Annotated in this window: 16 protein-coding genes and 2 pseudogenes; 9 read left to right on the top strand and 9 right to left on the bottom strand. The window is 72.2% G+C overall.

Translation table 11 applies throughout. The features are described 5' to 3' along the window. Positions 1 to 9 precede the first annotated feature (9 nt). From AMOR_RS09430 to AMOR_RS29925, 3 genes and pseudogenes are all read right to left on the bottom strand, one after another. Positions 10 to 984 carry a helix-turn-helix transcriptional regulator gene (locus AMOR_RS09430; protein WP_248360554.1) on the bottom strand — a complete coding sequence of 325 codons (975 nt, stop codon included), beginning with the start codon at positions 982 to 984 and terminating at the stop codon, positions 10 to 12. Further along, positions 981 to 2,033, bottom strand: a complete 1,053-nt coding sequence (locus tag AMOR_RS09425; protein ID WP_248360553.1) for a helix-turn-helix transcriptional regulator — start codon at positions 2,031 to 2,033, stop codon at positions 981 to 983. The genes AMOR_RS09430 and AMOR_RS09425 overlap by 4 nt, the downstream gene beginning before the upstream one ends. 347 nt (positions 2,034 to 2,380) lie before the next feature. Further along, a pseudogene (locus tag AMOR_RS29925) lies at positions 2,381 to 2,539 on the bottom strand (hypothetical protein); the annotation flags it as partial. A 226-nt stretch (positions 2,540 to 2,765) separates the two neighbouring features. Between AMOR_RS29925 and AMOR_RS29815 the strand changes: the two are divergent. The 3 genes and pseudogenes from AMOR_RS29815 to AMOR_RS09405 form a co-directional block, all read left to right on the top strand. Next, positions 2,766 to 3,323, top strand: a pseudogene (locus tag AMOR_RS29815) (vWA domain-containing protein); the annotation flags it as partial. Between the two features lie 250 nt (positions 3,324 to 3,573). After that, entirely contained in the window at positions 3,574 to 4,179 is a 606-nt protein-coding gene (locus tag AMOR_RS09410) for a hypothetical protein (RefSeq protein ID WP_248360551.1), read from the top strand. A gap of 634 nt (positions 4,180 to 4,813) precedes the next feature. Beyond that, positions 4,814 to 5,164, top strand: a complete 351-nt coding sequence (locus AMOR_RS09405) for a BON domain-containing protein (protein WP_248360550.1) — start codon at positions 4,814 to 4,816, stop codon at positions 5,162 to 5,164. 78 nt (positions 5,165 to 5,242) lie between these two features. Here AMOR_RS09405 and AMOR_RS09400 read toward each other — a convergent pair whose 3' ends face one another. The 5 genes from AMOR_RS09400 to AMOR_RS09380 all read right to left on the bottom strand — a co-directional run bounded on the left by AMOR_RS09400 (position 5,243) and on the right by AMOR_RS09380 (position 9,307). Continuing rightward, the gene (locus AMOR_RS09400; protein WP_248360549.1) at positions 5,243 to 6,895 is read right to left on the bottom strand and encodes an IPT/TIG domain-containing protein; all 1,653 of its coding nucleotides are present in this window, start codon (positions 6,893 to 6,895) and stop codon (positions 5,243 to 5,245) included. A gap of 180 nt (positions 6,896 to 7,075) precedes the next feature. After that, a complete protein-coding gene (locus AMOR_RS09395) occupies positions 7,076 to 7,753 on the bottom strand; it encodes a DNA-3-methyladenine glycosylase I (RefSeq protein ID WP_248360548.1) in 678 nt (225 codons plus the stop codon). A 155-nt stretch (positions 7,754 to 7,908) separates the two neighbouring features. After that, a complete protein-coding gene (locus tag AMOR_RS09390) occupies positions 7,909 to 8,295 on the bottom strand; it encodes a GerW family sporulation protein (RefSeq protein WP_248360547.1) in 387 nt (128 codons plus the stop codon). A gap of 9 nt (positions 8,296 to 8,304) precedes the next feature. Continuing rightward, positions 8,305 to 8,589, bottom strand: a complete 285-nt coding sequence (locus AMOR_RS09385; protein WP_248360546.1) for a GerW family sporulation protein — start codon at positions 8,587 to 8,589, stop codon at positions 8,305 to 8,307. Between the two features lie 19 nt (positions 8,590 to 8,608). Then, positions 8,609 to 9,307 carry a hypothetical protein gene (locus AMOR_RS09380; protein ID WP_248360545.1) on the bottom strand — a complete coding sequence of 233 codons (699 nt, stop codon included), beginning with the start codon at positions 9,305 to 9,307 and terminating at the stop codon, positions 8,609 to 8,611. Positions 9,308 to 9,563: 256 nt separating this feature from the next. On the opposite strand from AMOR_RS09380, the gene AMOR_RS09375 reads away from it, so the two are divergent. The 6 genes from AMOR_RS09375 (at position 9,564) to AMOR_RS09350 (ending at position 17,757) form a co-directional block, all read left to right on the top strand. Continuing rightward, positions 9,564 to 10,325 carry a YwaF family protein gene (locus AMOR_RS09375; RefSeq protein WP_248360544.1) on the top strand — a complete coding sequence of 254 codons (762 nt, stop codon included), beginning with the start codon at positions 9,564 to 9,566 and terminating at the stop codon, positions 10,323 to 10,325. Positions 10,326 to 10,383: 58 nt separating this feature from the next. Beyond that, positions 10,384 to 11,913, top strand: a complete 1,530-nt coding sequence (locus AMOR_RS09370) for a phospholipase D-like domain-containing protein (RefSeq protein ID WP_248360543.1) — start codon at positions 10,384 to 10,386, stop codon at positions 11,911 to 11,913. An 80-nt stretch (positions 11,914 to 11,993) separates the two neighbouring features. Next, entirely contained in the window at positions 11,994 to 13,967 is a 1,974-nt protein-coding gene (locus tag AMOR_RS09365) for a glycoside hydrolase family 15 protein (protein ID WP_248360542.1), read from the top strand. Between the two features lie 214 nt (positions 13,968 to 14,181). Beyond that, a complete protein-coding gene (locus tag AMOR_RS09360; RefSeq protein ID WP_248360541.1) occupies positions 14,182 to 16,245 on the top strand; it encodes an IPT/TIG domain-containing protein in 2,064 nt (687 codons plus the stop codon). 222 nt (positions 16,246 to 16,467) lie between these two features. After that, positions 16,468 to 17,181 (top strand): hypothetical protein, encoded by a 714-nt coding sequence (locus AMOR_RS09355; RefSeq protein ID WP_248360540.1) that lies wholly within the window; start codon positions 16,468 to 16,470, stop codon positions 17,179 to 17,181. 267 nt (positions 17,182 to 17,448) lie between these two features. After that, positions 17,449 to 17,757, top strand: coding sequence for an HPF/RaiA family ribosome-associated protein (locus AMOR_RS09350; protein ID WP_248360539.1), 309 nt, complete (start codon positions 17,449 to 17,451; stop codon positions 17,755 to 17,757). A gap of 94 nt (positions 17,758 to 17,851) precedes the next feature. Here the strand turns inward: AMOR_RS09350 and AMOR_RS09345 are convergent, their stop codons facing one another. Next, complete coding sequence (locus AMOR_RS09345; protein ID WP_248360538.1) at positions 17,852 to 18,808, bottom strand: LysR family transcriptional regulator; 957 nt, start codon at positions 18,806 to 18,808, stop codon at positions 17,852 to 17,854. Between the last annotated feature and the right edge of the window lie 97 nt (positions 18,809 to 18,905).

Below are 18,905 nucleotides of genomic sequence, written 5' to 3'. Positions count from 1 at the left end.
TGGCCGCCATCACGCGTACAGCCGGTGCAGCGCCTCGACGCGCGCACGGAGCTGCGCCGCGACATCCTCCGGCGCCTCCACCGTGCATTCACCGCCGTACCCGAGCACCACGCCGAGCAGGTAGTTCCCCGGCGTCACGTCGAGCGTGACGCTCACCGTCCCGTCCGCGTTCTCGCGCGCCTTCGATCCGTACCGGTCGCGCGCGAGCCGGGCCGCGCCTTCGCGGAAGCGGAGCGTCACCTTCCGCTCCGTCCCCGACTCGAAGTAGAGGCGCCCCCTCGCGTATCGCGCCACCGGCGGCCCCTTGTGCTCCCCGAACACGCGCGTGCCGGGCTCGACGGTGACGATGCGGTCGAGCCGGAACAGGTGCTCCGCCTCCTTCGCGACGTTCCAGGCGGCGAGGTACCACTGGCCGTCGCGCTGGAAGAGGAGCCGGGGCTCCACCACCCGCTTCTCGGCCGCGGCGTCCGCGACGGCGCGGTACTCGAGCGTCGTCTCGAGGCGCTTCTCGATGGCCTCTCGCAGGACGCCGCTCCAGGGCTTCGGCGGCTCGGCGGCGACGTCGAGCCCCGTCGCGAGCCGGTCCGCCTCGGGCCGGAGCGGCTCCGGGATCGCCCGGCGCAGCTTCCGCGCCGCGGCGCGTGCGGGCGTCCGCGACTCCTCCTCGAAGGGCTCGAGCGCGGCGAGCAGCACCGCGCCCTCCGCGAGCGACAGCGCCGGAGGCCTGCCGAACGGCTGCGCGTACACCGCCTGGATCTCGCCGTCGTCGAGGAAGAGATCGACGAGCGGCTCGCCCTCGGCCGGGTCGACCCAGAGCGCCTGGAGCGCGTCCAGGTCCTCGGTCACCTGCCTCGTCGAGCGCGCACCCGTGAGCTGCGCGGCCTCGGCGAGCGTGACGCCGCGGCCGTTCCGCGCCGCGCGGGCGGCGGCGGGGAGGAGCAGGAGCAGGCGGCGCAGGCGCCGGAGATCGTACACGTCGGTCACGGCGTCCCCCAGGTCCGGGGCTCGAGCGACGCGAGGATCTCGCGCGCCATCGCCCGCGCGCTCGCGGGCTCGATCACCTCCGCGTCCGGCCCCCACGCGAGCGCCTGGCGGACGAGGCCGCGGAGGTTCCGCACCTCGAGGCGCGCCACGCGGGCGCCGATCTCGTCGGTGGCGACGCGCGCGCCCGGGAGGAGCTGCTTCGCGATCCCCGCGAGCGAGCCGCGGAACCGCACCGCGGCGGCGGCAGGCGGGTGGACGGCGTAGTCCCAGATCTGCTGGCGCGACCACCGCCGGACGTCGAACGACTCGGGGATGTCGTAGTCCCCGTCCTTCGCGCTCTTCGACCGCTTCTGGGCGGCATCCTTCGGAAGCCCGACCTTCTTCAGCGCCCGGACGCGCGACAGGTAGAAGATGCGGACCTCGTCCCGGAGATGGTCGTGGCCGACGAAGATCCACTCGCCGCGCCGCCGCGCCCAGCCGTAGACGTCCACGTCGCGCTCGACCACCTCGTCGCTCGAGACCCGCCAGTAGGAGATCCGGATCCGGCGCCGCTTCTCCCACGCGTCGACGAGGCCCGCGAGGAGCCTGTCCGCATCCGTGGTGCCGGGCTCCGTCGCGAGCTCCCCCGTCGCGGCCGCGCGCGGCGGGAGCGAGCGGGTCCCCACGACGAGCTTGCGGAGCGCGCTCTCCAGCTCGGCGTGGAGCGGATGCCGCGAGAGCCGGAGCGCCGCGACGCCGGCGGTCCACGCCGCCGCGGCCTCGTCGGCGGTGAGATCGATGGGCGGAAGCAGCGAGGCGTGCGCGTCGATCGTGTAGCCGACCTGATCCTTGCCGCCGACCTCCTCGGTCTCGAGGTGGAACCCGAGGTCCTTCAGCGCGTCCTTGTCGCGCGTGAACATCTTCTCGGCGGTCTCGGGCTTCTTCCGGTACTCCGGGAACCGCGCGTAGATCTGGGCGCGGGTGACCGGCTCGGGCTGCGAGAGGATCCAGGCGGCGAGGCGGAGGAGGCGCGCCTCGAAAGACTTCTGCTTCGTGCGGGCCTTGGCCATGGGGATGACGCCGAGTCTACTCCACCGATTGGCGAGAGCGATTGCGCGAGGGCACCCACGATCTCGGGACGCGACGCTCGGATCTGCAGGAAAGCGCCGCCATCGGTCGTGCGCTCGATCTCGCACATCGGGAGGAGCGCGGCTGCGACGGCAGCCCACGGCGCCTCGATACGGATGGTCGTGAACACAGGATTTCGCGCGCCCGGGTCCAGGAACCCACGCACCGCGAAGTACACGGGATCGAAGCCCTCCGGCGGTGGCCCGGCGCGCCGGCGCGTGGGGGAAACACCTATGACCCGCGTGACGTCGAGCAGCCGGAGCGAGCCCGTCTCGCGCGTCCAGGTCGCCACGACCCACCGCGGCGGGTCGAACGCGAGCGCGAGCACGTCGACGATCCGCCTCGCCGTGGACCGCTCCGTGTCGCGGAAGCGGATCCGGGTGGAGCGCGCCCTCAGGTGGGCGCGGGCGAGGTCGAGGAGCACGCGCAGCTCGCGGGGACGGCTCATGCGGTCATCGTCCCGCACGCTCGGACACGGAGGCGGCTAGGGAGCGGCACCGGGTGGCGCGGGCACGCCGAACGGCACGTCGGACTGGAAAGCTCCTCATCGCGCTTCTCCCGTCGGGACAGCGTACCGGCGGGACGGACACGTTCGATGGCCCGGTCCAGCCCGGCCGCGCGGCGGGTCCTCGCGGCGCCGGAACGTGTCCGCCCGGTGCCTAGGGTCGTGAGCCATGAAGACCACCGCCCAGCTCACGTACGAGAAGGTCCGCTTCGACCAGCCGAAGGACGCCCACCTGGTCGTCTCCCTCGCCGCGCCGCACGGCGACGCGCGCACCACCCGGCCGCCGGTCTGCATCATCCCCGTGCTCGACGTCTCCGGCTCGATGGAAGGCGAGAAGCTCCACTACGCCAAGCAGTCGATCCTGAAGCTCGTCGACCACCTCGCGCCCGGGGACTTCTGCGGCGTCGTGGTCTTCTCGACGGAGGTCGAGACGCTCGCCCCGCGCGCGGAGATGACGCAGGAGCGGAAGGACGCGCTCAAGGCCTCGGTGGGACGGCTCGGCTCGCGCGCGAACACGAACTTGGGCGGCGGGCTGCTCGCCGGGCTCGACCACGCGAAGGTGACGAAGCTCCCCGAAGGCATGCTCGTGCGGGTGATCCTCTTCACCGACGGCCACGCGAACGAGGGGCCGGCGAAGACGCCGCCGGAGCTCCGCCGCCTGCTCGAGGCGAACCTCGGCGCGGCGACGGTGTCCGCGTTCGGATACGGCGACGACGCCGACCAGGAGCTGCTCCGCGATCTGTCGACGCTCGGGCGGGGCAACTACGCCTACGTCCGGAGCCCCGAGGACGCCCTCACCGCGTTCGCGAGGGAGCTCGGCGGGCTCCTGTCGACGTACGCGCAGGCGATCGAGGTGCGCGTGACGCCGCGCGAGGGCGCGGAGCTCACGGACGTGGTGAGCGACGTCGACGCGCGGGAGGACGCCGGGAGCGCGGTCATCCGCGTCCCGGACCTGCTCGCGGACGAGGTGCCACCTGGTGCTCGGCGTCCGGCTCGCGCCGAGGGCCGTGCCGCTCGACGCGCCCGTCTCGATCGCGGACGTGGAGGTCTCGTTCGAGCGGGTCGAGGGCGGTCGCGTCGTGAAGGAGCGGGTGGCGTGCAAGGCGATCGTGCGGTTCGTGGATGCCGCGGACGCGCAGGCGGCGCCCACGCCGGGCGTGGACGCCGTCGTCGCCGTCGCGCAGCTCGTCCGCGCGCAGATCGAGGCGGAGGAGGCAGCGCGGCAGGGTCACCACGCGGAGGCGTACCAGACGATGGTGCTGTTCCAGCGGGCGGTCGTGGCGCGGGGGCACGCGGCGATCGGGGATGCGGCGGGGAAGCTCGCGGAGAAGGTCGGGACGCGCGACGCGTACGACCGGTCGACGGCGTACCGGTCGAGCATGCGGAAGGGGTCGACGCGAAACGTCTCGTCGCTCTACCAGGCCGACGCCGAGGAGGACCTCCGGGCGATGGGGCGCGCGGGGAAGACGGCGGCGCAGGAGCGGATGGAGGAGGCGTTCGGGGCGAAGCGGCAGACGCCGAAGCGTGGGGGCGGGGCGAGCGGCGGGAGCGGGATCGGGCGGAGGCGGTCGAGGAGATGGTGAGACGGTGAGGCTGGTGCCCGTGGCCGCGCCGCCGAGCTGCAGCGCGAGGGCGCGCTCACCCGAGGGCGGCTCCTCGCCGCCGCGGAGGGGCCCGCTCCGCGGCGACGTACTCGTCGATGCCACGATGCGCGCCCGCACCCGGCGCCCCGACATTCCCTGACGAATGGTGGGGGCCGCGGCCCGCGCGGCACTATCTACAAATGGCGAGCAGAATCGCGACGTCCTGCTCGCCGATCAGCCCACCCGCGCCGAGCCCGTCAATCGCGACTCCTCGCCTCTGGACCCATCCGCCGTTCTGGCGTCCACGAGTGAGAGGCGAAAATGACGCACGCAGTGTGGAACCCATCCGCCGGTTGTGTCGTGGCCCCCGAGCAGCGGCCGCCGCCACCCGCGACGGTCCTATCCGACGGGAGCGTACGAGGACAATTCTTGGTCGCCAGCGAGGGACCCTGCCCGACCGAGGTCGGCGGCGGTGCGGGAGGCCAGCCCGACGGCCGGAGCGCGCCGATCTACAGGGTGTCCTGGGATTGAGCGTCGCGGCCGGTCGAGGCGGGAAGGAGAGGCGGACGATGAAGGACAAGGCGCGCCGTCTTCACTCATCGGCGCGTGGTGTAGCGTACCGAAGGTTCGCTGCGTGTCCGGAGGCATCGGAGAAGGAAGACTACCCATGTGCAGACACACCCTGAGCGCGATCACCGCCGCGGGCCTCCTTTGCGCGGGGGTACCACTCCTGAGCTGCTCCTCCTCACGCACCCACGAGAGCACCGGCGAGTACGTCGATGACTCGGCGATCACCACGAAGGTCAAGGCCGCGATCCTCGAGGATCCGGCGTTGAAGTCGCTTCAGATCAGCGTCACGACGTACAAGGGAGTGGTTCAGCTGAGCGGCTTCGTCGATTCGAAGGCGATGGTCGACAGGGCCGCAGAGGTGGCGGGCAAGGTCTCCGGTGTCCGCGAGGTGAAGAACGATCTCATTGTGAAGTAGGGGTGTCGTCACCGCGACCGCGCGACCCGTTGCGAGCGCCCGACCGCCCCCAGCTCCTGCGAACTGGCCACCCCTCCGTCACCCGCAGATGTACGTCCCGACGCAGATCGGCGCCGCCGCGGACGGTGCCCCCTCGCCGTAGGCGTTCACCGCGGTGACGATGGCGTACCACCACCCCTGGCTGTTGAGCCCGGTCACGGTGGCCGAGGTGCCGGCCGAGGTGACGCGCTTGAAGTACGAGGTCTTGCTCACTGAGCCGGAGGTGGAGACGTAGACGACGTAGCTCGTCGCGCCCGCAACCGGTGACCAGGTGATGGTGGACTGCCCGACCTCGTGCGTCCCGGAGACGCCGGTCGGCGGGGGCGGCAAGAGCGACGTCCAGCCGATCCCGTCGCTGGACGAGACGGTCACGCCGGCCTTCCCCACCGCGACCGCCGTGGTGGCCGACGCGGCGATGGCGTTGAGGTTCGTCGAGATGCCGGAGGTGCGCGCCGTCCAGGTGATGCCGTCCGGCGACGTGAGGACGGTCCCGCCGTCGCCCACGGCGACGAACTGGCCCTTGAACCAGGTCACGCCGCGCAGGTTGCTGGCCGTGCCGGACGTTCGCACGGTCCAGGTCACGCCGTCGGGAGAGGTCCGCACCGCGCCCCCGGCGCCGACGGCCGCGAACGTCGTTCCCGACCAGGCGATCGCGTAGTAGGGCGTCGCCTGGGGAACCCGGGTCGTCCAGGTGACGCCGTCGGGCGAGGTCAGGATGGCATAGCCGGTCAACACGAACTGCCCGTTCGCCCAGACGATGGCGTTGTAGAGGTCCGATGGGTAATTGAGGCTCGCGGTCCAGCTCGAGCCGTCCGTGGACCGCGCGATGGCCCCCTGGCTGCCGGCGGCAACGAATTGCGAGCCCGAGGAGGCGATGCCGTTGAACGCCATCATGCCGAGGCCTTGCGCCGGCAGCGTCCAGGTGACGCCGTCCGGCGAGGAGAGCAGGTACCCGTTGGTCCCGCCCGCGAGGAAGCTGCTCCCGGACCACGCCGCGGAGGTGAGCGAGACGATCAGCGGGTTCACGCCGGTGACCTGCGTCGCCCAGTGAACCCCGTCGGCCGACGTGAGCGCCGTCCCGTAGTCGCCGACGGCGAGGAACTTCGTCCCCGACCACGCGACCGAGTGGAGGCTGTCGAGGATCGTGAGCGAGCCGGCCGAGGTCGCCGTACCGCCGGGCGTGTGCACCGTGATCGGACCCGACAGGCTCGCGATGTTCGGGATGGTGAAGGTGATGGTGGTCGACGTGGTCGAGATGCCCGCGGTGGTCGGCACGGTGACGCCGCCGATGTCGAGCGTCACGTCGCCCGGGCTCGTGGGGAAGTTCGTGCCGGTGATGGTGACCTGCGTCCCCGGCACGGCGGCGGACGGGGACACGCTCGTGATGCTCGGCGTCCCCTGGCCGGGGGGAGTGTAGGTCGGATTCTGGTCGCACGTGTTCCAGGCCGCCGGGCCCCAGAACTTCTCCGCGAACAGCTCGAGCGACCTGCAGTCCGACTCCCGCGGACCGACGTCGATCGTTCCGGAGGTCGTGCCGAGGGCGTTGGTGGTCAGGCACTCGTAATCGCCGTTGCACGCGAAGTGGTAGTACCAGTCGCCGCTGCCGGCGTTCGCGCCGCAGGCTGCGAGGACGACGGAGAGGAGCGCCACGGCCGACGCCACGACGGATCGCGAGAAGGATCTGGAGCTCACGGCGGGCACCTCGACCTGCGCTGGATCGCGCAGGTGCATCCTAGGGGGAGCGGATGCGGGGTCGATAGACCATGCAGCCCGGACCGACGTCCCGCGATCACGGCACGCGACGTGCGGCTCAGGGGGGTGAAGAAGGACGTGCTCGCGCCGCGCGAGGGCGCGCGTCGAGAGGTCGGTCGGTCACCGGGGGCGGGGAATCGTCACCCCGCGAGCCGTCGCTGCCGTGGCGGCAGCCGGCGGCCGCTCGAAGGTGCGCCGGGCGCGCTCGGCGCGCGCGCGGAACGAGCAGCCGTCGAGGTGGTCGTTCACGATCCCGACCGCCTGCATGAACGCGTAGCTGGTCGTGGGTCCGACGAAGGTCCAGCCGCGCTTCCGGAGATCCTTCGAGAGGGCCACCGACTCGGGCGTCGTGCTCATCCGGCGGAGCGTGGCCAGGGTGAGCCGCCGGGGGCGCGCGGCCGGAGCCGGCTCGAATCCCCAGAAGTACGCGGCGAGCGAGCCGCGCTCGTCGCGGAGCTCGCAGGCGCGGCGAGCGTTGTTGATGGCGGACTCGATCTTGCCCCGATGGCGGACGATGGCGGCATCGGCGAGGAGCCGCCTCACGTCACGCGCGCCGAACCGGGCGACCTTCTCGAGCTCGAAGCCCGCGAAGGCGCGGCGGAACGCGTCGCGCTTCCGGAGGATCGTGAGCCAGGAGAGGCCCGCCTGGAACCCTTCGAGGCAGACCTTCTCGAACAGCCGGACGTCGTCGTCGGTGGGCTGTCCCCATTCCTCGTCGTGATAGCGGAGGTACTCCGGTGCGGAGCCCGCCCAGAAGCAGCGGGGCTTGCCATCGGGGCCGACGAGGAGCGGGCGCATGACGGGCGGGATCGTGCTCCGCGCCGCCACGCTCCGCAAGGCGGAGTCCGCTCCGGCGGCCCGCAATCGGCCCGAGCCCGTCCTCAGCCCCGCGCGAGGATCGGGATCATCCGCTGGACCGGATCGTCGAGCACGTCCTCCGCCTCATCCTGACCTCACGCCGCTCCCGACTTGCCGAGGCCCTTGTCCTTGAACCGCTCGATGAGGTCCGGGAGCCGCTCGAGGAATCGCTCCAGCGGCCCCGCCTTGACCGGCAGCGGCAGCACGGTGACGGCGTCCTCCTGGAACACGAGCACCGCCACGGGCTTCGCCTTGAAGCCCGCGACGCCGCCGTTTCCGGCTCCGGCCTCGCCCTTCCCGTCCTGGCTCGACGCCTCGCGCTCGCCCTGGCCGCCGCCGCCACCGAGCCCCAGGTGGACGATCGAGATCGGGTAGACCGTCGCCGCCCCGAGCTTCACCGGGCTGCCCACCACCGTGTCCCCGCTGGCCACGCCGCCCAGCTCCTCGCTGACCGCATCGAGGATCTCCTGCAAGTCGACCATGGCGTCCTCCTAGCTGCCGAGCCTCTCCAGCCGGACCTTGCCCCCATCCACCACCAGCACCGCCACCGGCCTGGCCTTGGCGCCGCCTCCGCCCCCGGCGCCGCTGCCGCGAGAGGCCCGCTTGCCTTTCTCGTCCCCGGAGCCGCCGCCCGCGGCGAACCCGTAGCTCACCTCCGAGAGCACGACCGCGTGACGCTCGGCCACCGAGATGGGCTTCGACACCACCGCGTCCTTGAGCGCCGCCCGCGAGAGACGGCCCCGCACGACGTCCAGGATCGTCTTCACGCCTTCCATGTGTTCCTCCTCGTCCCGACTACGTTGGCAACCGGCCGAAGGCCGCCCGGAGCGCCCGCCGGTTCCGGCGGGCGAGGAGGACGGCCGCAGCGACCACGAGCAGCTCCGCGATCCAGATCCGCGCCGCGAGCTCCACGTCCAGCTCGAGCGCTTCCTCCATCCAGTCGGCCCCGAGCGCGAGCTCCACGCCGGGGAGCGCTCCGAGCGCCGCCGCGAGCGCGATCAGCGCGGCGGTGTCGGCAGGATCTCCGGTGCCGACGGTTCCGCGAGCGCGCACCCGGAGGTGGAGGGCCCGGGCGAGGCGTGCGGCGATCCCCCGGAGCGCCTCGCGCTCGGCGAGCACCGCACGAGCGCGGGCGGGCGTGCCGGGCTTCCTCTTCTCGCGCCTCGGCTCTCGCGGACGGGCTCTCCTGCGCTCCTCCTTCTTGCGTTCACGCACCGTGGCCAGGTCGAACCGCGCGACGGGGATGGCGGCCACGCGCAGCGCCGCTCGGCGTGCAGCGACGTCCACGGACAGGAGCCCCAGCGCCCAGTCGACCCGGGCCTCGCCGGCCGGAGCGCCATCGTGCACCGACCCGGTCGCGCGCGCCCGGAACGGCAGCAGGACCACGAGCAGGACGAGGCCCAGGAATGCGCAGAGGAGGGCGAGGACGATCCACATATCAGCGCGGCCTTCGGAGGAGGACGGCTCGACGTGCCTCGGGGCGGTCGAACGCATCGTACCGCGCGCATCTCCGAGGGCCGAGGCCGGGAGGGGCGCGGCGGAGCGCGCCGCGATCGGTGCCGTCGGTCAGCGCTCGTCGCGCGCGAGCTCGTGCGCAAGGGGCTGCCACGTTCGAGTGGCCGACCCTGGAGAATCCGCGAGCCGCCCGCGGCGCAGCGGTCGCGTTGCGGAAGGTGGCGCCGTCGCACCGCGCGGCCCAATGAACAGGGCATGGACGTGAGGCAGCCTACGCGGTCCACCAGCACACGCGATGCACGCCTTCAAGTACTTCTTCCACTACGACGCCGACATTCCACCGGGTCTCGGGGTCAGGAACTTCAGCGGAACGCACCTCGCGTGGCTGTCGGTGACGCTCGCGGTGATGGCGATCGGGGTGCTGGTCTACTCCCGGCAGCGCGAGGCCACGAGACTCGAGGTCGTGAAGATCCTCGCCGTCACCATGGTCTTGCTCGACCTCGCACGCACGGTGTGGGCGCTGTCCATCGGCCACTTCGATCTTGCGCGGATGCTCCCGCTCCACCTCTGCGGGGCCATGGTGTTCCTGGAATTCCTAGCGGTGTTCACCGGGAACAGGCTTCTGCGAGAGGCCACGTATTCCACCGGACTGCCCAGCGGCGTCATGGCGCTGCTCACGCCCGAGCCGAGCGGCTATCCGCTCTTGAGCTTTCAATACCTCGAGTCGATCGTGGTTCACGCAATCCTTGCGACGATCCCCTTGCTGTGGGTAGTGAAGGATGGATTCAGGCCCGACTACAGGTATCTACCCAGAGTGTTCCTGCTCCTGTCCGCTCTCGCCGCCGTCGATGCGATGGTGAACCCGGTGCTTCACAGCAACTACATGTTCCTCAGCAGGGCTCCCGCCCAGACTCCCATCGAGCTGTTCGACAGGTGGGTGGGGCATCCCTGGTACGTCGGGATCCTGTTCCTCTGCGTGATCGTCGTCTGGACGCTGCTCTATCTGCCCTGGATATCGAGGACTGCGGCGCGAACTCGATCTCGTGACCGGGCTTGATCACGCCCAGCCCCGGATGGTCCGGCGGCGCGGCGAGCGCGCGTGACATCTTCACGGGATGAGGCGACGGCGCCGCAGCGGCTGGAACCACCTCGCCGGCAGCCGGCTCGCGGGCCCTGCGCTCGGATCGCTTCGCACCCTCGGCGAGCAGGCGCTGTCGCGCGCCGCGGGGGCGCCGCTCGTGCCGGGAAACCGCGTCCGGCTGCTGCGCGACGCGACGGAGAACTATCCAGCCTGGCTGGCTGCGATCGAGCGCGCGTGCCGGACGGTGCAGCTCGAGACCTACATCTTCGCCGACGACGCGGTGGGGAATCGCTTCGCCGACGCGCTCGTCGCGTGCGCGCGCCGCGGCGTCCGCGTCCGCGTGCTGCACGACTGGTTCGGCGATCGCGGCGAGGCAGGACGGCGGTTCTGGCGCCGGCTCGAGAGCGCCGGCGTCGAGGTCCGCGCCTTCAATCCGTTCCGGTTCGACGCGCCGCTCGCCTGGCTGCGCCGCGACCACCGCAAGTCGCTCGTGGTGGACGGGCGCATCGGCTTCGTGACCGGCCTCTGCATCGCGGCGCGCTGGGAGGGGGCGCCCGACCGCGGCGTGCCGCCCTGGCGCGACACCGGCGTCGAGATCGAGGGTCCGGCCGTGGGCGACCTCGTCGCGGCGTTCGCCGCCGTCTGGGCCGACGCGGGATCGCCGCTGCCACCGGACGACCTCTCGGTCTCCACGGGCGGCGCGCCCGCGGGGGAGGTCGCGCTGCGCGTCGTCGCGACGGAGCCCGCGACCGCCGGGCTCTACCGGCTCGACCAGCTCGTCGCGGCGCTGGCGCGACGCCGCCTCTGGATCACGGACGCGTACTTCATCGGTGTCCCTTCGTACGCGCAGGCGCTCCGCGCGGCCGCGGGGGACGGCGTCGACGTCCGGCTGCTCGTGCCGGGAACGAGCGACCTCGGGATCGTGAAGCGCCTCGGCGTGGCCGGGTACCGGCCGCTCCTCGAGTCCGGCGTTCGCGTCTTCGAGTGGAACGGACCGATGCTGCACGCCAAGACGGCCGTGGCGGACGGGCGCTGGGCCCGCGTCGGGTCGTCGAATCTCAACGTCGCGAGCTGGATGGGAAACTGGGAGCTCGACGTCGCCGTTGAGGACGCGGGCTTCGCGCGCGAGCTGGAGTCGGTGTTCGAGGAGGACCTCCGGAACGCCACCGAGATCGTCCTGGGAGCGACGCGGGGGCTACGCGCGCACGCTCCCGAGCACCCCGCGTCGGGGCGCCGCGAGCGCGAGGGGTCCGCCGTGGCCGCCGCAGGGGCGCTCCGGCTCGGGAGCGCCGTGGGCGCGGCGCTGGGCGGGCGGCGGGTGCTCGGCCCCGCCGACGGCGACGTGCTCGCCTGGGCCGGCGTGGCGCTCCTGTGCGCTGCGCTCGTCGCGGCGCTCTTTCCCCGCGCCGTTCTCGTTCCGGTGATCGCGGTCCAGGTCTGGTTCGGCGCGACGCTCGTCGCGCGCGCGATCCGGATGAGGCGTCGCCGCGAGCGCACGGAGGCGCCGGATGGGGACGTCGCGGGTGGGTCGCGCCCGGAGGACGGCGGGGCCGCTGGACGCTAGATCGTCTCACTCGTGCCCGGGCCTCCTGATCCGAGGTGCCCCGCCGGCGATCGAGCATTACGACCTCGTCTGCTGACCGTGTGGACCAGCATGCGGCTCCCTGGAAGGAGCAGCGTCTGCAGGACCCGAGGAAACCCGACGCGGCGGGATGTGTGGCGACGACGAACGGTCACTACGAACCCATCTCGAGCTACGCGCTCATCGGGGACTGCCACAGCACGGCGCTCGTCAGCGCGAGCGGCTCGATCGACTGGGCCTGTCTGCGGCGCTTCGACGCCGGCAGCGTCTTCAGCCGACTGCTCGACGCGAAGCGGGGAGGCGCCTTCGAGCTGCGGGCCGCTGAACTGGTCCGCAGCCGTCGGTCCTACCTCGAGGATACGAACGTCCTCGAGACCGTGTTCGAGACCGCGACCGGACGCGCCCGCGTCCTCGACTGCTTCGCGATGCGCACGGGCGGCAGTCGAACGCCCTATCAGCAGCTGCTTCGCGTGGTCGAGGGGCTCGAGGGAGAGGTGAGCTTCGCGGCCGTGATCGAGCCGCGCTTCGACTACGGTGCGCTCGCCCCCTGGTTGCGTCACCATCCCGGCGAGGACGTCTACAGCGCGGTGGGTGGGGACGACGCGGTGGTCGTGGGCGCCGGCTGCCCCCTGACGATCGACCACCACGCCGTGCGGCTGCACGGGAACTTCGTCGTCGCCGCCGGGCAGCGCTGCCGGTTCTCCCTGGTGGCCTCGATGGCCCACGAGATGGTGCCGAGGAGGGTTCCTGACCGCACCATCGATCGACGGTTGAAGGTGACGATCGCCTGGTGGAGCAGGTGGGTCGGGAAAGGGAAATACTGGCCGGAGTACCGCCCGTACGTCGTGCGCTCCGCGCTGGTGCTCAAGGCGCTCACGTGCGCCCCGACGGGCGCGATCGTGGCTGCCCCGACCACGTCGCTGCCGGAGGTCATCGGCGGTCACCGCAACTGGGACTACCGCTACTCGTGGATCCGGGACTCCACGCTCACGCTGTCGGCGCTCGTCTCCGTGGGGCACGAAGACGTGGCGCGCGGCTTCAAGCTCTTCATCGAGCGCTCGACGGCCGGCAGGGCCGCGGATCTCCAGATCATGTACGGCTGCTACGGCGAGCGACGGCTACCGGAGCTCGAGTTGCCGCACCTGGACGGCTACCGGGGATCTCGTCCAGTTCGAGTGGGCAACGCCGCGACTGCCCAGCGACAGCTCGACGCCTTCGGCGAGCTCCTCGATCTCTGGCACCTGGCGGTGCACCTGGGCTCCGCGGTGTCCGACGACGAATGGCGCTTCTTGCGAGGGCTCGTCGAGGCTGCGCGCGTCCTCTGGAAGAAGCCGGATCAGGGGCTGTGGGAGATGCGAGGTCCTCCGCGGCACTTCGTCCACTCCAAGGTGATGTGCTGGGTCGCTCTCGACCGCGGCATCGAGCTCGCAGAGAGCCGGCAGCTCCACTGTGACCTGGACGGCTGGCGCGAAGCGCGCGCCGAGATTCGACAGGTGGTCGAGCAGCGCGGCGTGGATCCGGAGCGCGGCTGCTTCGTGCAGGCGTTCGAGTCACGAGAGCTCGACGCCAGCTTGCTGCTCCTCCCCATCGTCGGATTCGTGGACGCCGGGGACCCGCGCATGCGCGCCACCGTCGCTCGCATCGAGGAGGAGCTGGGAGTCGACGGTCTGCTCGTGCGGCGCTACCGCTCGACCGTCGGGGATGGTCTCTCGGGTGAGGAGGGCTACTTCCTCATGGCGTCCTTCTGGCTCGTCGAGGTGCTCGCGATGCAGGGAAGGATCGAGGAGGCCGAAGCTCGGTTCCGGCGTCTCCTCGAGCTCGGCAACGACGTGCATCTCTTCGCGGAGGAGTATCAGCCCGGCGTGGGCCACCTCGGGAACTTCCCGCAGGCCTTCACGCACATCGCGATCATCGGCGCTGCGCAGCAGCTGGCCGATGCTCGGTCACACGGAGCCTGGGCCAGAACCGCGACGGGCCACCGCGCCGCGATACGTCGAGCGCGAGGAAACACCGCGAAGAAGAGCGATCCTGGGTGACCGTCTTCGATCCGGCCCGGCCGTCGCCGTCCGGCGCCGCGGTGCAGCCTCGCCCGTACCGCACGCCTCCTGGGCGGCGGATCCACCGCCTCGCCGGGAAGTGGTGCGGCCAGTGTGGGACTCGTGGCGACGTGTGTGGGCGTGACCCGCGGTGATACGGTCCCGGCGTCCGCCACTCCACCACGACGCCGTCCCGGGTCCTCCGGAGCACCCCATGAACACCTCGGCCCGCATCGCCACCTCGTTCCTGCTCGCCCTCTCCGCCGCATGCAGCAGTGGGGGCGGCGGCAGTGGCGGTCCGCCCGGTGGGACGAACCCGCCGCAGATCGCCTCGTTCTCGCCCACCGCCGGTGGCGTGGGTACCCAGGTGACCCTGGTCGGGCTCAACTTCGGGGAGACGCCTGCGGCGAACGCGGTGCGCTTCAACGGCACTGCGGCCACGGTGCTCTCCGCGTCCGTGACCTCGCTCGTGGTCGCCGTGCCCGCCGGCGCCACGACGGGGCCGATCCGGGTCGACACCGCCGGCGGAAGCGCCACCACCTCCTCCGCCTTCACCGTTCTGTCCGGACCCGGCTCGGCCTGGACCACCCGCCTCGCCGGGCCGCGCGGCAGGCCCAGCGGCCTCGCCTTCACCGGCACGCGCTTCGCGGCCGTGGGGAACGACGGGTTCCAGGCCTCGACGAGCGGCCTCGTCTGGACCATGACCAGCCCGCTCAACGGCGCCAAGGACGTCGCCTGGGACGGCAGCCTCCTCGTGGCGGTCGGCAGCGCGGTCTGGGTCCACACCTCGCCGGACGGGCTCACCTGGACGATGCGCACGCTGCCCACGCCGTCGGGCACCGTCGCCGCCGTGGCGCGCTCGCCGGGCGCGTGGGTCGCCGTGGGCCAGGGAGGTGCCGCCTACTCGTCCCCCGACGGCACCTCGTGGACGCGCCGCGATCCCGGCACGACGAAGAACCTGTGCGACGTCACCTGGACCGGCAGCACGTTCCTGGCGGTGGGGGAGGACGGGGCCGTGACGACCTCGCCCGACGGGATCGGCTGGACCTCGCAGACCGCGCCCACGACCGACAGCTTCACGGCGGTCGGCGCGTCGCCGTCGCTGGCGGTCGCCACCACGTTCCCGTACTCGGGCTCGCAGAGCGCGCTCCTCACGACGCCGGACGGCGTCGACTGGACGCCTCGCGTCCCCGGGATCTCGCCCTTCAACGACGTCCTCTTCGCCGGGGGACGCTTCGTCGCGGTCGGGTCCTACCGCTCCGCGACCTCCGCGGACGGGGTCGACTGGGATACCAGCGGTACCGTGCCCGGCATCCCCGACGCCGTGGTGCACACCGGGACCGCCTACGCCGCGGTCGGAACCGACGGCAACGGCGCGGGGGCGTTCTTCACCTCCGCCGACGGCCTCGCGTGGTCGATGCGGTCGGCGGACCACGAGCTCGTCGGCCTCGCGCGCCGCCCGTCGGACGGGCTGCTCGTGGCGGTGGGGTCGGACGTGGCGCGCGTCTCCGCGGACGACGGCGCGACCTGGTCCCTGCACCTGCTCACGCCGAACATCTGGGAGAACTACCCATTTCTCGACGTCGCGTGGTCGTCGTCGGCGTCCGCGTTCGTCGCCCTGGTGAAGGTGGCGGCCAACCAGGACGCCTACCGATCGAGCGACGGGACCGCCTGGACGCGCGTCGGCTCGGTGCCGTGCTACGGCGGCCTGGCCGCGTCGGCTTCGGGCCTGCTCGTCGCGACCGGCTCCTCGCTCACCGGGAACTGCATCGCCACGTCGGACGACGACGGCGCGACGTGGACGTCGCGGACGCCGCCCGCGGGCGGGCGCATCCAGAAGGCGTTCTGGGTCGGGGGCCAGTTCGTGGGCGTGGGCGTGAGCGGCGCCATCGCGACCTCGCCGGACGGGATCGCCTGGACACAGCGCACGAGCGGCGTGACCGCCACGCTGCGAGGTGTGGCCGCCTCGCCCGGCGCGATGGTGGTCGTCGGCGACGGCGGGACCGTCCTCACCTCGCCGGACGGCGGCTCGAGCTGGACGCCGAGGAGCTCCGGGACTCCGTACGCGCTCGAGCGGGTGGCCTGGACCGGCGGCGAGTTCCTGGCGGTGGGAAGCACCGGCAGGCTCCTGCGCTCGCCGGACGGCGTCACCTGGACGACGCTCCCCACGCCGTGGACCGCGAGCCCGAACACCTACGATCTGAACGACATCGCCGTGCTTCCCGGCGGGGATCTCGTGGTGGTCGGGTCGGGGGGCCTCGTGGCCACCTCGCCGTGACGCAAGGAGGGCACGCCCCCGGCGCGTGTTGCCGCGGCGCAACACGGGAACCGCGCGGGGGCGACGCAACTGCTTGATCTTGCGGGGTCCTCTCCGCTGGCCCGGAAGCTGCTCTGGAGCTCAGGTGAGGGCCGGGCGAATCAAATCGTGGTGTCGCCCGTCACCTCGCAGACGGCAGCGGTCTCTTCGCAACCGTCTGGTGAACCGAAACGGAGGACGGAAATGCGTCACCTGTTCGTTGCCCTCTCGCTGCTGCTCGGCTCGGTGAGCCAGGCCCACGCCCAGGTCGGCGTGCACGTCGATGTCGGCGTGGCGGTGCCCGGCGTCCAGATCGGGATCCACATGCCGGCGTATCCGCGCCTCGTGGCCGTCCCGGGCTACCCCGTCTACTACGCCCCTGCCGCGAGCTCGAATTACTTCTTCTACGACGGCGCGTACTGGGTCTATCAGGGGGACACCTGGTACGTGAGCAGCTGGTACGCGGGGCCCTGGAACGTCGTCGAGCCGTATGACGTGCCCGTCTTCCTGCTGCGCGTCCCGGTGCGCTACTACCGTCAGCCGCCCCCGTACTTCCGCGGCTGGCGCGCGGACATGCCGCCGCGCTGGGGCGAGCGGTGGGGCCGCGACTGGGAGGCTCGTCGCGCCGGCTGGGACCGGTGGGACCGCCGCAGCGTTCCGCGCCCCGCGCCGCTGCCCGTGTACCAGCGGTCGTACGCAGGCGACCGGTATCCGCGCGAGGTGGAGCAGCAGCGCTCGATCCGTGCGGAACGCTACCGCTACCAGCCGAGCGAGCCCGTGACGCGGCAGCACTACGACGCCGGGAGCGGGCGCGGCGAGCACGGGCGACCGGACCAGGGCGAGCGGCGGGCGCCGGAGCACTCGCAGCGCGGCGAAGGTCGCGGGAGGGGCGAGGAGCGCGGGCACGAGCACAGGTGATCGCGCCGTCCGCGGAGCTCTAGCAGTCAATGTCTCGCCGCAGGCCGCGTCGAACCTCGACGACGCGGCCTGCGGCGCGATTTTGCGGAGCACACGCGCTGCAGCCCGACCTCCCGGCCCGCGCACGTGGACGTGCCCCAGGCGGCATACGTTCACCAAACCGAACGATATCCGGGAAACTATCTCATTTCCGAACTCCGTCTCCCGACGTATCTCATCCCTGCGGCGCGACGGACGTGCCGCAAATCGGAGGAAGGGAGACACCACATGGACGTTCGGATCCGCTGGAAGGCCGTCACCCGCTCTCGCGCAGTCGAGGAGCACCTCGCGCGGCGGCTCCGGTTCGCGATCGGCCGGTTCGCGGATCGCGTGACGGCCGTGCGCGCGTGGCTCGAGGACGTCAACGGACCGCGCGGCGGCGTCGACAAGCGCTGCGCGATCGAGGTCGACGGCGCACTCGGTCGGCGCCGCGCCGAGGTCCGCGACGCCGATCTCTACGTCGCCGTGGACCGCGCGGCCGGCGCCGTCGGGCGGCTGCTGGCGAGGGCAGCGGATCTCCGGCGCACGCATGCCTGACGGTCGGGGACGTACCCGCCCCGGTCGAGGGCGTGTCGACGACTCCGGCGTCCTGTTCGAGCTCCCGACACCGGCGAGTGCGCGGTCGTTCATCTCACGTGGGCCGGCCGGGCGGAGCGCCCGCCGTTCCTGATGACTCGGGTGTACGCCACGGCGCCCGCGCGAAGCGAGCCGCGAGGAGCTCGACGAAGGCGCGGACCTTCGCGGGCACGTTCCGGCGGTGCGGATACACGGCGAAGATGCCGATCTCGCGCCGGGGAAGGTCGTCCAGGACCGTCACCAGCCTCCCCGAGGCCAGGTCCGCGGCCACCATGAAGCGCGGCAGGACGGCGAGGCCGAGGCCCGCGGCCGCAGACTCGCGGAGTACCGTGCCGTCGCTCACGACGAGATTCCCGGCGGCGACCGCCTGCCGCACGCCGCCAAGCTCCCGGAACCCCCACTCCGCGCTGGGTGGAGTGCGTGCGTAATGCAGGCAGTTGTGGCGCGCGAGGTCCGCCACGCTTCGCGGAGTCCCGGCCTTCGCGAGATACGCGGAGGACCCCACGATCACGAGCCGGTCCGTCGCCAGTCTCCGCGCGACCAGGCTCGAATCGCGGAGGCGCGCGATACGGATGGCGAGATCGAACCGTTCGGCGATGAGGTCGACGATGCGGTCGGTGGCCTCGAGGTCAACCTGCACGGACGGGTGCGCGCGCAGGAACTCGGCGAGCAGCGGCGCGAGGTGCATCTGCGCGAGCGTGATGGGCGCCGAGATCCGGAGCTGGCCGCGCGGCTCGCGACTCGCGCCTTCCGCGACCTCCGCCGCGTCGTCCGCGGCCGCCACCATGCGCGCCGCATGCTGGTAGAGCGCCGCGCCCGCCTCGGAGAGTGCCAACCGGCGCGTGGTGCGGTGCAAGAGCCGCGCTCCGAGTCGATCCTCGAGGCGCGCCACGCGGGTCGAGACGGCCGACTTCGACACGCCAGCGGCGCGGGCGGCGGCGGTGAACGAGCCGGCATCGACCACGCGCGCGAAGAGAGCCAGGGACACGAGGTCGTCGAGCGAGGACGTCATCGATCGTTCTCCTGGGAGAACGGTGTGATCGCGGCGCCGCCCTCGCGCAACTCACGAGCAGGGTTACTCCTGAGGGAGTCGGTTCAAACAGGAGACC

Source organism: Anaeromyxobacter oryzae (genome assembly GCF_023169945.1).
In the GTDB taxonomy this organism is placed as follows: Bacteria; Myxococcota; Myxococcia; order Myxococcales; family Anaeromyxobacteraceae; genus Anaeromyxobacter; species Anaeromyxobacter oryzae.
Note: the sequence above shows the minus strand (reverse complement) of the source record. Positions and strands in the feature narration are given on the sequence as shown.

Bases quoted from the DNA above. Each gene is read 5' to 3' on its own strand.
- AMOR_RS09355 (WP_248360540.1), top strand. From the start codon at position 16,468: ATGCGTCACCTGTTCGTTGCCCTCTCGCTGCTGCTCGGCTCGGTGAGC.
- AMOR_RS09395 (WP_248360548.1), bottom strand. From the start codon at position 7,753: ATGCGCCCGCTCCTCGTCGGCCCCGATGGCAAGCCCCGCTGCTTCTGG.
- AMOR_RS09390 (WP_248360547.1), bottom strand. From the start codon at position 8,295: ATGGTCGACTTGCAGGAGATCCTCGATGCGGTCAGCGAGGAGCTGGGC.
- AMOR_RS09370 (WP_248360543.1), top strand. From the start codon at position 10,384: ATGAGGCGACGGCGCCGCAGCGGCTGGAACCACCTCGCCGGCAGCCGG.
- AMOR_RS09375 (WP_248360544.1), top strand. From the start codon at position 9,564: ATGCACGCCTTCAAGTACTTCTTCCACTACGACGCCGACATTCCACCG.
- AMOR_RS09345 (WP_248360538.1), bottom strand. From the start codon at position 18,808: ATGACGTCCTCGCTCGACGACCTCGTGTCCCTGGCTCTCTTCGCGCGC.
- AMOR_RS09350 (WP_248360539.1), top strand. From the start codon at position 17,449: ATGGACGTTCGGATCCGCTGGAAGGCCGTCACCCGCTCTCGCGCAGTC.
- AMOR_RS09380 (WP_248360545.1), bottom strand. From the start codon at position 9,307: ATGCGTTCGACCGCCCCGAGGCACGTCGAGCCGTCCTCCTCCGAAGGC.
- AMOR_RS09425 (WP_248360553.1), bottom strand. From the start codon at position 2,033: ATGGCCAAGGCCCGCACGAAGCAGAAGTCTTTCGAGGCGCGCCTCCTC.
- AMOR_RS09360 (WP_248360541.1), top strand. From the start codon at position 14,182: ATGAACACCTCGGCCCGCATCGCCACCTCGTTCCTGCTCGCCCTCTCC.
- AMOR_RS09385 (WP_248360546.1), bottom strand. From the start codon at position 8,589: ATGGAAGGCGTGAAGACGATCCTGGACGTCGTGCGGGGCCGTCTCTCG.